Origin of the sequence: Endozoicomonas sp. YOMI1 (genome assembly GCF_024606345.1) — a bacterium.
In the GTDB taxonomy this organism is placed as follows: domain Bacteria; phylum Pseudomonadota; class Gammaproteobacteria; order Pseudomonadales; family Endozoicomonadaceae; genus Endozoicomonas.
This window is the reverse complement of the sequence record NZ_JAHHPM010000086.1, coordinates 1-13,626: the sequence shown is the minus strand read 5'-3', so window position 1 is coordinate 13,626 and position 13,626 is coordinate 1. Positions and strand designations below refer to the sequence as shown.

Genomic DNA, 13,626 nt, shown 5'->3' with positions numbered 1-13,626 from the left:
TGCGCTGGTTGTCTGTCCAACCTTATAACCCGTCTTGCTGCGTTTTCTTTTTCGTTTTTGAGAGCCATGGTTTGTCGAAGTACCTTTGCCCGTTGCTGAAGGCACAGCACCTTTTATCAGGAGGGGTGTCGACATGAAGATTCTTCCTGACTCTTTAATTTCCGGTAATTTAATAGTCCGTGACAGGTGGGTTGTAAATTACTTTTTTTCGGTAATCTCGTGGTTACGTACAAGCCAGTGAAAGTTTTCCGCTGCGTTTTATACCGACCTGTGTTGACCGTTCGAGGTCAGCGCATCCTGAACCCTTTTTTCTCCAGAAACGCTCTCATATGAGGTCGGGATTCTTTACCCAGCAAGGCTGACATTTCCCGAGACCAGGCCCGATCCAGCTTGCCTCCGGTTCGCCGCTGGTAATAGGCTCTCATGGTAGTGTCGTATTGGGCCACCAGCGACTTATTCACTGGCTGGTAATGCTCTTCCATCAGCACAGCATCCAGCGGCAGTCTGGGCTTGCATTCCGGGTCCTGATCCGGGTACCCGAGGCAAAGGCCAAAAACGGGATAGACATGTTCCGGCAACGCCAGCAAATCACTGACCTGTTGCGGATCATTGCGCAGGCCTCCGATGTAGCAGATACCCAGCCCTTCTGACTCAGCAGCGACCACCACGTTCTGGGCAAATAGCGCAACATCGACCGTGGCAATAATGAAATGCTCGGTCATCCCGTCCGCCATGGTTTTGCCCGACTGTTCACAGCACCAGCCAGAACGATTCAGGTCGGCACAGAACACCAGAAACTCAGCCGCTTCCTGCACATAGGTCTGCCCACCCGCCAGCTCTGCCATCGCTTTGCGGGTTTCAGGGTTTCTAACCCGAATGACACTGACACCCTGCAGGTTACTGGATGTGGCGGCACTTTGGCCTGCGCTAATCAAGTCTCTCAGCAAGCGCTCTTCGATCGGCTGTTCAGTGAATTTGCGAATAGAGCGGTGTGATTGCAGCAGTTCAAGTACACGTTGGGTCATGGCGTTATTCTTCATCCGGTCATTATTATTCTGCACTATCCTAGCAGTGGCTGGATTTTTCAAGGCTTCCAACCTCTGCTAGACTTCCTCCCCCGGATCTGGCTCCGGATTTACGTTCCGGACCGCTGACCAAGGACAATAAAGACAATGACGCTCTCTCTAAACGACGTTCCAAAAAACGCTCAAACAGACGCGCCCATCGTGGTCTGTGCCCTCTATAAATTCGTTACCCTGAAGAACTTCACCAGCCTGCGGGAGCCTCTGCTCAGAACCATGGAAGCAAACCATGTCAGAGGGACGCTGCTGCTTGCCCGGGAAGGCATTAACGGCACCGTTGCCAGCACTCGGGAAGGCATTGATGCCCTGCTCGCCTGGCTAAACCAGGATACCCGACTGTACCCCATTGAATGCAAAGAATCCCTGAGTGAATCCATGCCTTTTAAAAGAACCAGGGTCAAACTCAAGAAAGAGATTGTCACCATGGGAGTAGAAGACATTGACCCAAAGAAAGTCGTCGGGACCTATGTGAAACCGGCAGACTGGAACAGCCTGATCAGTGATCCGGAAGTCCTTGTTGTGGATACCCGTAACGATTACGAAATTCAGGTGGGCACCTTCAAACACGCCATCAATCCAAAAACAGATTCCTTCCGACAGTTTCCGCAATACGTCGATGCCAACCTGAATCCTGAGACTCATAAAAAGGTGGCCATGTTCTGCACGGGCGGCATACGCTGCGAGAAGTCCACTGCCCTGCTCAAAGAAAAAGGCTTTGACGAAGTTTACCATCTGAAAGGCGGCATCCTGAAATACTTGGAAGAAGTACCGAAAGCGCAATCACTCTGGGAAGGTGAATGCTTTGTCTTTGATGAGCGGGTTACGGTGAATCATGACCTTGAGCCGGGCTCCTACGACCAGTGCAACGCCTGTCGCTTACCCATTACGGAAGCCGACAAGCAAAGTGATATGTACCAGCAGGGGGTCAGCTGCCCGCACTGTTTTGACCAGCTGACTGAAAAGCAGAAAGCTCGGTTTACGGAGCGTGAAAAACAGATGCAACTGGCCAGGTCACGGGGTGAAGCCCATATGGGCGCAGAAGTTGCCGAGACCGTTGCTCACCGTCGTCAGGTAAAGGAAGACGAACGCAGACAACAGCAACTGAGAACCCGGGCAGTCAAAGTTAAATAGCTTAGCTATGTTTTAAGTACAGCCATGAGCGGAAAGTACCACCCTGAGCTTAGTCAGGAAGCAGGGTGGTGTTTTGCGGCTTAATGCTCTCTGCTTCCTGTTAAGACGTTTCAGAGAGCTTTTCAGTTTTTGGTTAGCAGCAAAGGTTTGACCATCTGAGCAGATAGCCAAATCTTTGATGCCAAAATCTTCTAAGGCACAGAGACACAGAGGCTGAAAGCCTTTTATCTGTTGTGCCGCTGCTGTGCTAGGCAATAGTTACTCAGTCAACTCAATGGGCCATATGCTGGCCTTTGATCTCATCCGTGGCATGAGCAACCACTGTCTTCTTATCACCATTACTGAAAGTGATAGTCACCGGCACCTCACTGTTTTTGGCTATAGGCTTGTTAAGGCCCATCAACATAACATGATAGCCACCGGGCTTTAGCTCCAACGTATCGCCCGGCTTGATGGTAAAGTTATCTAAACGGCGCATTTTCATCATGCCATTGTTCATTTCTGTAGTATGGAACTCTGTTTTCCTGGCAACAGGGCTGCTCAATGAGCGAATTTGTACGGCCTCATGAGTACCATTGTGGATGGTCATATAAGCAGCTGATGAGGACATACCTGGCCTGGTAGCACGGGCACTGGCATTCAGTAACTGCAACTCTGGTTTAGAGTGCTCTTTTGAGTGAGCGTGCAAATGACTGTGCCCGTTCTGTGCAGCCATTGCAGTGTACGCAGTTAATAGCACCATCAGAGCCATCATACTATTGACGATTGTTGACATAATCCTGACTACTCTGGAATACAAAATCGTTCCGCCTTCCATTACTCAACTCCACTGCTAGAACTACTATGGGAAAATAGCAATCTACTATGAGCTTGCTTCTATAGGATCCAGTTCAAAAAGAACGGTATGGACCGCTTCTCTGGTTTCAATTTTCAGCCTGGCGATCCAGACCATTTTACTGTCAGTGGTACAAAAAGTGATACTGCCGGTACCAGTATACAGGTCAGTGCCTGAAGAGTGTCCAGATTGTTTCTGTAAATTGAAGGGCATCAACCCCATGGGCATATCACGCCCAACAAATTCCATGCTGAACTTTTCAGCAGCAAGCCCTGAAACTTCTGCCCTGATAGCCAGTGGCTGCCCGGTCGGCATGGACGCTGGCAGAATGTTAAGCGTGATCGAACCATCCCCTACCCTGGTCTGACACCCTTTGAATGTGTTGCAATAACCGACGGTTTGAAACGCCTGTTTATCGATGGGATTTTCACTCTTGTTCAGGAAGCGGGATAGGTAAAATACCAGTAGCAAGCCGAGCAATAGTGCTATCGAAAGGAGAAGCCGGGATAAGTGCCTTGACAGGTTTTTCATCATTATTCAAATCAAAATTAACTTGCAGGCAGGCATTATAGGCTTTTTACTGACAGGGAACAGAACAACGTTCTCCTGAAATCAATTTTTGAGGAAAAATCAGCCGTGGCAAAAGGGAACGATTCGCTGTCTCTGTTCGACAGTCATTGCCATCTTAATTTTTCGGATTTTGATAATGACCGTTTACAGGTGTTGGGTCAGGCAAAAAAGGCAGAAGTCAGTCACATCTGTATCCCCGCCACTCAACAGGTGGAATGGCTTGCCTTGATTAATGAGCCAGAATTGCTGTCGCAAGTAAGCCCTGTGAGCATCGTAACAGCCCTTGGTCTTCATCCCTGGTTTATTTGCGAGCACAATCTTGAGCATTTGAATGTATTGGATAAGCTATTGCAACAACGTCCCGCCGGGGTCGTCGCCATAGGGGAAACCGGGCTGGATTTTTTTGACCGGGACATTACGCTTCAGACAAAGGCCAAACAACTCGCTCTGTTCACAGGTCAGGTTGAACTGGCCTATCTGCACCAGATGCCACTGATTATTCATGGCCGGAAAAGCCATGATGATATTCTGAAAGTACTGCGACGATTCAAACCTGAACGGGCCGGGATTATTCACGGGTTTTCCGGTAGTGAACAACAGGCTAATGAATATCTGAACTTGGGCTTTAAGCTGGGGTTTGGCGGCGGTATTACCTACCCGAGAGCCCGTAAAACACGACACTTGGCAGCCACTCTGCCAATCCACAGTATTGTGCTAGAGACAGACGCTCCGGATATGCCATTGAATGGCTATCAGGGACAAAGGAATGAACCGGCAAGAGTGAAACTGGTTGCTGAATGTCTGGCGGAGCTGAGAGGAGTCTCATTGATGGAGGTGGCAGAAGCCACCTCTCATAACTGCCGTACGCTATTCAGAATATGATGGTTAAGCACCTTCGACAGCTTCAGCTTCCAGCAGCTTGTTCTGGCCGATATTGATTTTTCTTGGCTTCATCGCCTCTGGAATTTCACGTTCCAGATCAATATGCAGAAGACCATTATTCATAGTTGCACCGGTGACACGAACATAGTCGGCCAGCTGGAAACGACGCTCAAAGTTACGCTCGGCAATGCCCTGGTAGAGGTATTTGCGCTCTGTATTGTCTGGCTTTTTTTAAAAAATTTCCAGATGGTAATCCAGCATCCGGTCACCATCGAACAGATAGCGTCCTTTGAACTTGTTCCCCTTCAACATCTCAGGTAGCCAGACAATGTCGTCTGCCCACATTTCTTCATAGGGGATCTGATCAAGGGAGAACCACAACGGTATGGCCTCATCCGTCTCTTCCGGTGAGCCGGTGAAATCCCTTGCCACATAGGTATGCACATGAATGGAGTAGCCATCGGTAAACTGGAAACGGCTCTCCCCAAAGAACTCAGGATTAACCGGGGTGATGCACAGCTCCTCCTGCACTTCGCGGATCGCACACTCCAGCAGTGTTTCACCGGGCTCCAGTCGCCCACCTGGCCCGTTGATTTTTCCGGCCCCCAATCCACGCTTTTTACGAATCAGCAGAATTTGCTCATCTTTTATAACAAATGTCAGCGTAGCTGAGTCTTTTCCCTGCCACGTGCCCCAGTCAATATCCTGCAGTGATTGCATGTATTATTTCCTGCCAAAGTCAGTATGATTGGTAAACAGTCAACATATCGGGAAGATTCGTACCAGCTGCCACAAAAACCACAATGAAAGTGTTGCCTGACTACCACCCAAATTTCTACACAACCTTCCCATCTTATTCTCTGGTGGATAGAATGCAGCTCTCGACTACTGTTGTATATGGTCTGAACAATGAACACAGCCCTGCGTAAACAAATTCTGGATGCTTTCAATTTCCGTCACGCCTGCAAAAGCTTTGATACCAGCCGGAAAATACCCGATGAGGATTTTAATTTCATTCTGGAAGCCGGACGCCTTTCTCCCAGCTCATTTGGCTTTGAACCCTGGAAGTTTCTGGTGATCCAGAATCCGGACTTAAGGGAAAAGATCAAAACCGTCAGCTGGGGGGCCCGGGGACAGTTACCAACCGCCAGTCATTTTGTCATCATTCTGGCCCGCAAGGAAAACAGCATGCATTATGAGTCTGAATATATCCTGGACCATATGCGTAATGTTAAACAGCTGCCTGAAGAGGTGGTGGATATGATCAGCGAGTTCTACCGCGACTTTCAAAATAGTCACTTCCGGCTGACCGAGTCCCCCAGGGCCATGTTTGACTGGGCCTGTAAACAGACTTATATCGCACTGGGTAATATGATGAGCGTAGCCGCCCAGATTGGCATTGACTCCTGCCCGATTGAAGGTTTTGATCGTGACAAGCTAGAGCCACTCATGGAACAGGAAGGCCTGTTGGATAGTGGTGAGTTTGGTGTCAGTGTGATGGTCGCCTTTGGTTACCGGGAAGACGAGCCTTACCCAAAAACCCGCCACCAGCAGGAAGCGGTTATTGAGTGGCACTGAGAACACCCTCAGCAAGGGAATTATCCCTAAATAACGTCCTCTTTTTGCCACGAAGCCACAGAGGAAAAGATTTTTTTCTTTTCGCCGTGTCTCCGTGGCAAGATTTTTTTACTGGATAACATTGGAAATGTGGAAGTTATTTCAGGACAGTTCCAAGGTCGCTAAGGCATATCAGCGTCAGACGATTGCTCTCAAAGCCACCCGTATCAATAAAGTGGGTATTTCCCAGAGTGACCGGTTGATCAACAATGGTATGACCACAGAAGATGTGGTCAATGCCTTCAACCACTGACTCATCCCCACTTTGAATCCGGGTCCTGGACCATTGCATTGCCCTTACCAGATCCGGGTCAGATGCTATTTTCCCCGGATTCCAGACCGGTAAAGGGTACTCTGCATGGCAAATGGCCACCTGCCTGTCGCCAGAAAGATCAACCGAGATCAGAACCGGCTGTTCAGAGGCCCTGTCCGCATACCTGTTCATTTGTTCTGATGAGACCTGCAGGTGCCAGTCACCGCCACAAAGCACCCATTGTGCAATCTCATGGGCGGATGGGTGCCTTACCGTATCAATCATGCACTGCTCATGATTACCACGAACACAGTGAAACCATGGCTCCTCCATCAGAGAGAGGCACTTCTCGGAAGCGGGTCCCCGGTCGATCAGGTCACCACAACTGAAACAACGATCTTTTTCCCGGTCGAAGCCGACGTTGGCCAGTAAGGACATCAGGAGATCATACATGCCATGCAAATCGCCAATGACAAAATCACGGCCAACGGCATTCTGACGAAAATGCTGGTAAAACATAAATCCTCCCTGGATTTCTGATTAGCGTTCAGGTTTGTACATCCAAGTTTACGGTTTATCCTTCATTACCAGTTTAGCCACGCCATCATCAGGATTGATGGCGGTGGTGAATTGGCGGTGACTGGTCAGAATGTTGTTAAGCATCGGCTCCCGGGCCAGCTCCCGGAACGACAAAGGCCTATCAGCAGCTAACTGACCCTCAGCCCTCATCTGTTCCGCTTGCTCATAAAACCTGAGCATCACTGGCAGCACTTTACGAACGGTTTCCGGCAACCCGGCAACGGCAATGGCATTGGCATAGACGGCCGGCCCATAGGTTGCGGGAGGCGTATCCAACGCGGTTAAGTGCCGTCTGCTGTGCTGAATCCACTGTTTCTGCTGATTCTCAGGCAGACTTTTAAAACTGGTATATAACTCACTTCCTTCGGCCCGTGTAAACAACCTTGCAGTAGCCCCCAGGGAGGCAAGGGCAAGAAATTCATTAGGATTTCTGGTCAAGGTATTCAGCTGCAGCCATTGCCCACGCTTTTGCAGGTAGAGCTGCATGGGGTTCAGTTTCGGCTCCCTGAACAACCTGTCCAGCAGTAACTTCAGTTGATTCATGGACCGCCAGGTATTCTGGGTGAGATAAACGGAACCTGCTGGCTCCAAATGGCCACGGAATCCGGCAATATTCACCATCCAATGGTCGTACCATAGATTCATATCATCTTGACTGATGCTCTTGTTCTGTATCCCGGTATTAAGCACGGTATACATGGACAAAGAGCCCTCGTTATACATCATATGGCGAAGGTGGCTATGTGGCAGATAGACAATTTCAAACAACCGGGCTGCTGAGGGGTGTTTGGTAATAATCGAGCGAGCCAGCGGGTAAATCTTCTCGGCATAGGGTGCTGTAACCGATAGAAAATCCGTCGAATCTTCAGGAACAGGCTTACCCAAAGCTTTAGCTGCACGCTTGCGTGCCTCCGGGGATAACGTGACCGCATCCAGAATGGCTGTGGCCTGGAGAACTTGATAAGAGACAGCGTCCAGCCCGGCAATCTCCCTGGAAAATTTTTGGAATGATGGTTCTGACAGTCTGGGGACATCAGGGTCAGTCTGAGGTGCCACAAATGCCTTGTAGGCCTGGTGTGAGCCATCTCTTAACAGCTGCAGGCAATATAATCGGGATAGTGCTCTTGGCACTTCCCGATGGATTGCCGCCGATGACCGTTGTGTAGATAACTCAGGTGTAACGACTGGATTAACCAGCACCCATGAGAGTTGCTCTATCTGCTCCCGGGTAATCTCCAGCTGATCAGCAAAATGCGTGTGGATATACTCCTTTATGGGATCCAGCCGGTTTTCAGCCACCATCAAGGGGCTGACCAACAGCAGCAATACCAGTGAAATCCAGGGTAAGGTCTTTGTTTTCATAGTGAGCTTTCTTTTCTGGAATTGTTGCCATGACTGGAAACCGATGTGAGCAGGCTACCCGGGAATGAACACCCCATAAGGCAGCAGCCTATTGGTGAATGCCTGCCAGAGCCAACACCAATATCTGTCTCCAAAACCCGTAACAACAGGCCTCAGGAATGCTAAGTAAGATAGATGCTGATAGTTTAGTCAGCCACATGAAAGGGTCATTATTTCTTGAGGATATATAATACGGACGAACGAAGTTTGGAACCTGAGAAATACAGAAGTTATTTAGAGGCTATTCTTAATCGATGTTCCAAACCCGATAACCACTTGGCATTGAAATCCATTGACAGGGGAGAAAACAGCCATGGCTGACCTCGACCTGGCAACCAAACTGGTAGACCAGTTTTTCTCAGAGATAGCTGACAGCTATTGCCGTAAGGATCTTGACTCAATCATCGGTCACTACCAACCCAATTCAGGTCTTCTTTTCTGGAACGCTGAGGGTGACACCATTACCTCTGTTAACCAGTTAACCCTCTGGTATGAAGAACTGTTCCGGCGATTTGACATCAAATCGGTCAATTTCCGACTTGAAGAGATTTATGCGGATGAAAACACCATTGTTTCCGGGAGCCTTTGGGTGCTTTCCACACTTAGAAAGCTTGGGGAAGAAAAGCCAGGGGAGGAAAAGCTTGAAGAAGAACAGTCTCTGAGAGCCACTCACTTGCTTAAAAAACACGACTGCAGATGGCTTATTCATCATCTGCATGTTTCACCCACCCACTTTCTACCGGATTGATGACTCAAACAACGCCCAAACGATGCATTACCGCGTCTTCCAGTCAATACAAGCTGGCATCTTCCATATCACTGGGGGGCATGCTGGAGATTTATGATTTCCTGATATATGGCTTGATGGCCAGCTATATTGCCGAGAATTTTTTCCCTGCAGAAGACCCTGTCACCTCATTAATCAACACGTTTGCTACGTTTGCCATTGGTTATCTGACCCGCCCCCTTGGTGGTATTGTCTTTGGCCACTTTGGGGACCGCTATGGCCGTAAAAAGACCTTTACCTTTTCCATCTTTCTGATGGCAGTAACCACCGCATTGATGGGCTGTCTACCCGGATGGAACAGTATAGGTGCAGCAGCACCCATCACGCTGATCCTATTACGACTACTGCAGGGGTTCTCCCTGGGGGGTGAAATTCCGGGAGCTATCACCTATCTGAGTGAAACGACACCGGAAAGACGTGGATTGGTGATCGGCATTCTGTTTCTGGCCATTATGATTGGCATATCGTTCGGTACATTCGTTCACGGCATGCTTGAAATGCATCTCCCGGAAGAAGACATGAAAGAATGGGGCTGGCGAGTCCCTTTCTGGCTCGGTGGATCTCTGGGAATCATCAGCTATCACATTCGCAAACACTTCTCCGAGTCCGGATTTTTCGAAGCACTGGACCAGACCAAAGCACAGGCATCCATACCGCTTGTTCTCCTTTTCACACAACATACCCGGGGGGTTATCTGCGGATTCATGACCATTGGCCTATGCGGAGCAACCGTGACTATCTACAGCATTTACATGCCAGGTTTCCTCTCTTCGCTACTGGGTTTTCCCAGGGAAGCCGTCGCCTGGCACACCACCCTGGCGTTTCTGATGCTATCGCCACTCTGTCTGATATTCGGAATGCTGTCCGACCTGATGAATCACAAACTGATTCTTGGCATTATGGCCATTGTTGTCGCCACAACTTCCTGGCCAGCGTTTCAGTACTTCTCTTCACCAGACGCCGAACTGAATAAGATCCTATTGATCTGTGGCCTACTGACAGCAACCGCATCGGGTGCACTTCCGCCACTGTTGATCAGTTTTTTTCCAACGGAGATTCGCTATACCGGCATTGCCACCTGCTACAACATAGGGTTTGCACTTTTTGGCGGCATTGCCCCTTTTACATCAACATTACTGGCTAAATACTCCAATAATGCCTCGGGACCAGCCACCTACCTTTCTCTTATTGCCGTCATCAGCCTGATCGCCCTGTTTATTCCCTGGCCAAACGTTCAGCTGACAACGGATCAGTTTGATGACGCAAGTTAGCATCAGGAAACCTTTATTTATCAATACTCCCGGAAGTTCAAGAGCGGGGTTTGTCTTTGTCTGCCTTTGACAACATACACCTCTAAACAATAAGGAGCGGGAAAAGAACCTTGATATCGAATTGGTAGTATAATGGTTCTGCTCCATCCAAGAGGCTGTCCGAGAATAGCGCCTAGGAGGCTGTCCGAATGAGGTTCATAGATTCATACCGTGCAATCAGTTGGTTAAAATCATTATAAATCCAATAGTCATTACTAATATGGAGTTTTACCGGCTTAAATCCAATATCACTTATAAACGTAATGATTGTTTCCTCTTTGCCCCGCTCCACTTCAACCATGTCTTTCGTTGAACCGTTCTCAAATACTATAGGATTACAACAAACTCCATCACCTTTTCTGGTTGGGATAATATCGATGGAGCAATTCAACAACCGTTTAAAATTCAGACACCCGACAATTTCCTGGTAAAAACCACCTTCGAATTTCAAAGATACAGAAGGGTGATAAGATTTTTCTTTCTCAGCTATTAATGCTTCGTTTTCGTCGCACCAAAAGTACTGGAAAAATTTATTTACGTAACTCAGTAAACCTCCCATAGCAAGACTAGAAAATGATTGTACTTTATTTAGACCAGTAATTTTTGAGTTCATACCATGCTTACTAATCTTAAAGTTGCCGAGATTGGAAATCTCCACAACCCCAATGGGTTTCTGGCTTGAAAGCTGGACGTTCTGTTCCTGTATTTTGTGAACAGTAACGGGGTGACCGGCGTATGAGCCTGCGCTTTCCCTTTCAATGGGCAATCTGGCAACTAGATTGCTGTAATCACCACTGCAACCGGGCTGGCCAATACTATTAGTAGTATATGGATTCATTGATAAAACTCCTTTTCGATACTCACTCCGAAATGAGGTAAGGATCTTTTATGAGATATTGATCTGAGCAGGATTTAGCTTGTCTAATCATATGACAAGAAAAATAACTGAAAGTTCATTTTATCCTGATCCCTTACTCAGCGAAGGTAACGATTCACTTACAGAACCGAATCTTTGCAGAACAGACCAAACCCCACGATAGCAAGTACGGTTGCCGGGACACTATTCACCGTGTTAAGGAACTTCTGTAAAGGAAGTCTGTCCATCATCAGAAGTCAAATTTCCTGGTTCAGCCACAAACTGGCCATAAACATGTTCGAATACCATTGTTCAGTGTGACTGAAAACTCAGATTACAAATTCCCATGGCGGCCTGCCAGTCGGGAGAATTTGTGGCATTTATCACGAATTAATGAAGGGTAATATGGAGCCATCCCAATCATCAGCCCCGTTTTTCCAGTTTGCCTATGAGCAAGAATACCCATTCTGTGGTGATGAGGTGTTACCTGCCGAACTGGAGCCAATTGTCTTTGGCCAGTTTCCTCGCCGGCTGGTCAAAAGTGTCAAGGCCAGCAATTATGTCTGTTCCCTGAGTCTGCCGGAGGCTGAACATATTATTTTCCGTCCTGTTCAATATGGTGACGGATACCATGCCTGTGAATCCTGTTTTAAACGTCACGTGGCACAAAATAACCCGCCTGCTGCCGGGGCCGATGCTGCCAGTGCCAATAAAGAGGCTTCAGTTCCTGTCCACTTCAGGGACAAATGCAGGGAAAAAGAGATTGCCAGCCTTGAAGTTGAGTGCCTGGCAAAAGACCGGGGCTGTCCGTGGTCTGGTGTGATGTCCCACTTCCAGAAAGTACATATTCGCAAATGCCATCACTTTGTCCCGGGTCTGTTGGAGTTGAAGGCTCGTGTTTTTCATGACAAGGCAAAGCAAACATTGGAGCAGACAGCAGCGGTGGTTCAGCAAACCGGGGAAGACCTTAAGCAGCTGCCAGCTCTGAAAACCTTAAACGAGCAGCTGAGCAGCAAAGTAGAAATGCTGGAGGCAAAGGTATTCTCTCTCACTGAGCAGTTGAATACCCCCCCGGCCAGTGTCAATCCCAGCCAGAGGTTTGATACCAATACACTGGCAGGGCTCCGGGAAGCATCGGCTGCCAGTCGTGACCGTACAGTCCATAGCATTGAATTTTCCGAGGTCAGGACCATGAGTACGTGTCACCCGCTTCACCTGTTTCCGCTGGAAAGTGAGTTTTTTACCGTCGAAGACTACCAAATGCGAATGATCCTCAGACCAAGAGACAGTAATGATAGTATTCACCCAAGCCCTGTGTCCGGCCTTTATGTGCAGATTGTGCCGGGGGAGAAAGACCATCTATTGCCCTGGCCCTGCAATATTTCCCTGAAGATCACTGTTATTGGCAAACGGCCATCCCCCGAAGGACATGAGTCCAGCAACCTGGTACGTATTATTGATTTGGCAAAGGCACCCGCACACTGTCGAATCCGGCCAGAGCAGGGCTCTGACCCTGCACCTGTAGGCATCGACTGTCTTGAAACATTTGAGAATCTGTTCCGCAGTAACCTGGACAACAGGGATAACAGCCCGCTCTATGTCTTTGATGACAAAATAACAATGAACGTTGAACGTTTCTATGGTACTGCTGAGGTCACTGCCCCTATGCTTCACCAGATACCCTATTCAGCTCTGCCGTTTTGCTGGCCCATTGCCCGCTTTAGTGAAAAGATAGCGGCTATCCGTTCGGGCAGAACTGGCAGAGAATCGTTGAACAGTCCCAGCTTCTTCACTGCGGATCGGGGATATTTAATGGCACTGGAATTTTTTCCGGCACGGGATAGACTCACCAGTCACCTGGATAGAAACCGTCTGTTGGTAAATTTTCTTGAGGGGCCCTGCGATGACCAGTTGCCCTGGCCGCCTTCGGGTCAATTACAGCTATCTATTCTGCCCCCGCGGGACAGTACCCAGAAGGACAAACAGTTTCAGGTTTCCCTGTCCGACCTGAGTGGGAAACCGTCGCAAGGAAACGCCAATCTCGAGCTCGCCTCTGTCAGCGACGCAACACTGAATCTCTATATTGACCAGGACATGCTGGCATTGTCCGTTTCCTATTTACACCTGCCGAATCTCCACGACGATACACAATAAAGGCAGTGTAAACAGCATACTCTGAATATGGGAATAGAGATCAACTCTTGAGGTCATGTCAGCCAGGAGGCTGTCCGAGAATAGACTGCCCTGCTGCGGCGACAGCAAATTGGCCTAAAAATCCGCTTTTGTTCGGCAAATAGCCCCGCTATTCACCTCACAAAACCGA

13 protein-coding genes and 1 pseudogene are annotated in these 13,626 nt (G+C 48.6%); 6 read left to right on the top strand and 8 right to left on the bottom strand.

The features are described from left to right. Positions 1-287: 287 nt before the first annotated feature. Positions 288-1,025: an oxygen-insensitive NADPH nitroreductase gene (nfsA, locus tag KDK15_RS03170; protein WP_257293918.1), complete on the bottom strand. Its 738-nt coding sequence runs from the start codon at positions 1,023-1,025 to the stop codon at positions 288-290. 147 nt (positions 1,026-1,172) lie between these two features. Here nfsA and KDK15_RS03165 point away from each other — a divergent pair, with 147 nt between their 5' ends. Further along, positions 1,173-2,213 carry a rhodanese-related sulfurtransferase gene (locus tag KDK15_RS03165; protein WP_257293917.1) on the top strand — a complete coding sequence of 347 codons (1,041 nt, stop codon included), beginning with the start codon at positions 1,173-1,175 and terminating at the stop codon, positions 2,211-2,213. Positions 2,214-2,484: 271 nt separating this feature from the next. On the opposite strand, the gene KDK15_RS03160 is transcribed toward KDK15_RS03165, so the two are convergent. Both KDK15_RS03160 and KDK15_RS03155 read right to left on the bottom strand, forming a co-directional pair. After that, entirely contained in the window at positions 2,485-3,030 is a 546-nt protein-coding gene (locus KDK15_RS03160; protein WP_257293916.1) for a copper chaperone PCu(A)C, read from the bottom strand. Between the two features lie 45 nt (positions 3,031-3,075). Next, on the bottom strand, positions 3,076-3,582 hold the full coding sequence (locus tag KDK15_RS03155; RefSeq protein WP_257293915.1) for a hypothetical protein: 507 nt from the start codon (positions 3,580-3,582) through the stop codon (positions 3,076-3,078). Positions 3,583-3,684: 102 nt separating this feature from the next. Here KDK15_RS03155 and KDK15_RS03150 point away from each other — a divergent pair, with 102 nt between their 5' ends. Then, positions 3,685-4,500, top strand: a complete 816-nt coding sequence (locus KDK15_RS03150; protein WP_257293914.1) for a TatD family hydrolase — start codon at positions 3,685-3,687, stop codon at positions 4,498-4,500. Between the two features lie 3 nt (positions 4,501-4,503). Here KDK15_RS03150 and KDK15_RS03145 read toward each other — a convergent pair. Then, positions 4,504-4,716, bottom strand: a pseudogene (locus KDK15_RS03145) (Hsp20 family protein); the annotation flags it as partial. Between the two features lie 15 nt (positions 4,717-4,731). Beyond that, complete coding sequence (locus KDK15_RS03140) at positions 4,732-5,220, bottom strand: 8-oxo-dGTP diphosphatase (RefSeq protein WP_257293913.1); 489 nt, start codon at positions 5,218-5,220, stop codon at positions 4,732-4,734. Positions 5,221-5,409: 189 nt separating this feature from the next. Between KDK15_RS03140 and KDK15_RS03135 the strand changes: the two genes are divergently transcribed. Then, positions 5,410-6,078, top strand: coding sequence for an NAD(P)H-dependent oxidoreductase (locus KDK15_RS03135; RefSeq protein ID WP_257293912.1), 669 nt, complete (start codon positions 5,410-5,412; stop codon positions 6,076-6,078). Positions 6,079-6,214: 136 nt separating this feature from the next. On the opposite strand, the gene KDK15_RS03130 is transcribed toward KDK15_RS03135, so the two are convergent. Further along, complete coding sequence (locus tag KDK15_RS03130; RefSeq protein WP_257293911.1) at positions 6,215-6,889, bottom strand: metallophosphoesterase; 675 nt, start codon at positions 6,887-6,889, stop codon at positions 6,215-6,217. Positions 6,890-6,937: 48 nt separating this feature from the next. Next, on the bottom strand, positions 6,938-8,311 hold the full coding sequence (locus KDK15_RS03125; protein ID WP_257293910.1) for a hypothetical protein: 1,374 nt from the start codon (positions 8,309-8,311) through the stop codon (positions 6,938-6,940). 352 nt (positions 8,312-8,663) lie between these two features. Between KDK15_RS03125 and KDK15_RS03120 the strand changes: the two genes are divergently transcribed. Both KDK15_RS03120 and KDK15_RS03115 read left to right on the top strand, forming a co-directional pair. Further along, positions 8,664-9,098 (top strand): nuclear transport factor 2 family protein, encoded by a 435-nt coding sequence (locus KDK15_RS03120; protein WP_257293909.1) that lies wholly within the window; start codon positions 8,664-8,666, stop codon positions 9,096-9,098. Then, positions 9,098-10,408 (top strand): MFS transporter, encoded by a 1,311-nt coding sequence (locus tag KDK15_RS03115; RefSeq protein ID WP_257293908.1) that lies wholly within the window; start codon positions 9,098-9,100, stop codon positions 10,406-10,408. The genes KDK15_RS03120 and KDK15_RS03115 overlap by 1 nt, the downstream gene beginning before the upstream one ends. Positions 10,409-10,580: 172 nt before the next feature. On the opposite strand, the gene KDK15_RS03110 is transcribed toward KDK15_RS03115, so the two are convergent. Beyond that, a complete protein-coding gene (locus tag KDK15_RS03110) occupies positions 10,581-11,285 on the bottom strand; it encodes a hypothetical protein (protein ID WP_257293907.1) in 705 nt (234 codons plus the stop codon). A gap of 423 nt (positions 11,286-11,708) precedes the next feature. Here KDK15_RS03110 and KDK15_RS03105 point away from each other — a divergent pair, with 423 nt between their 5' ends. After that, entirely contained in the window at positions 11,709-13,457 is a 1,749-nt protein-coding gene (locus KDK15_RS03105) for a hypothetical protein (RefSeq protein WP_257293906.1), read from the top strand. Positions 13,458-13,626: the final 169 nt, after the last annotated feature.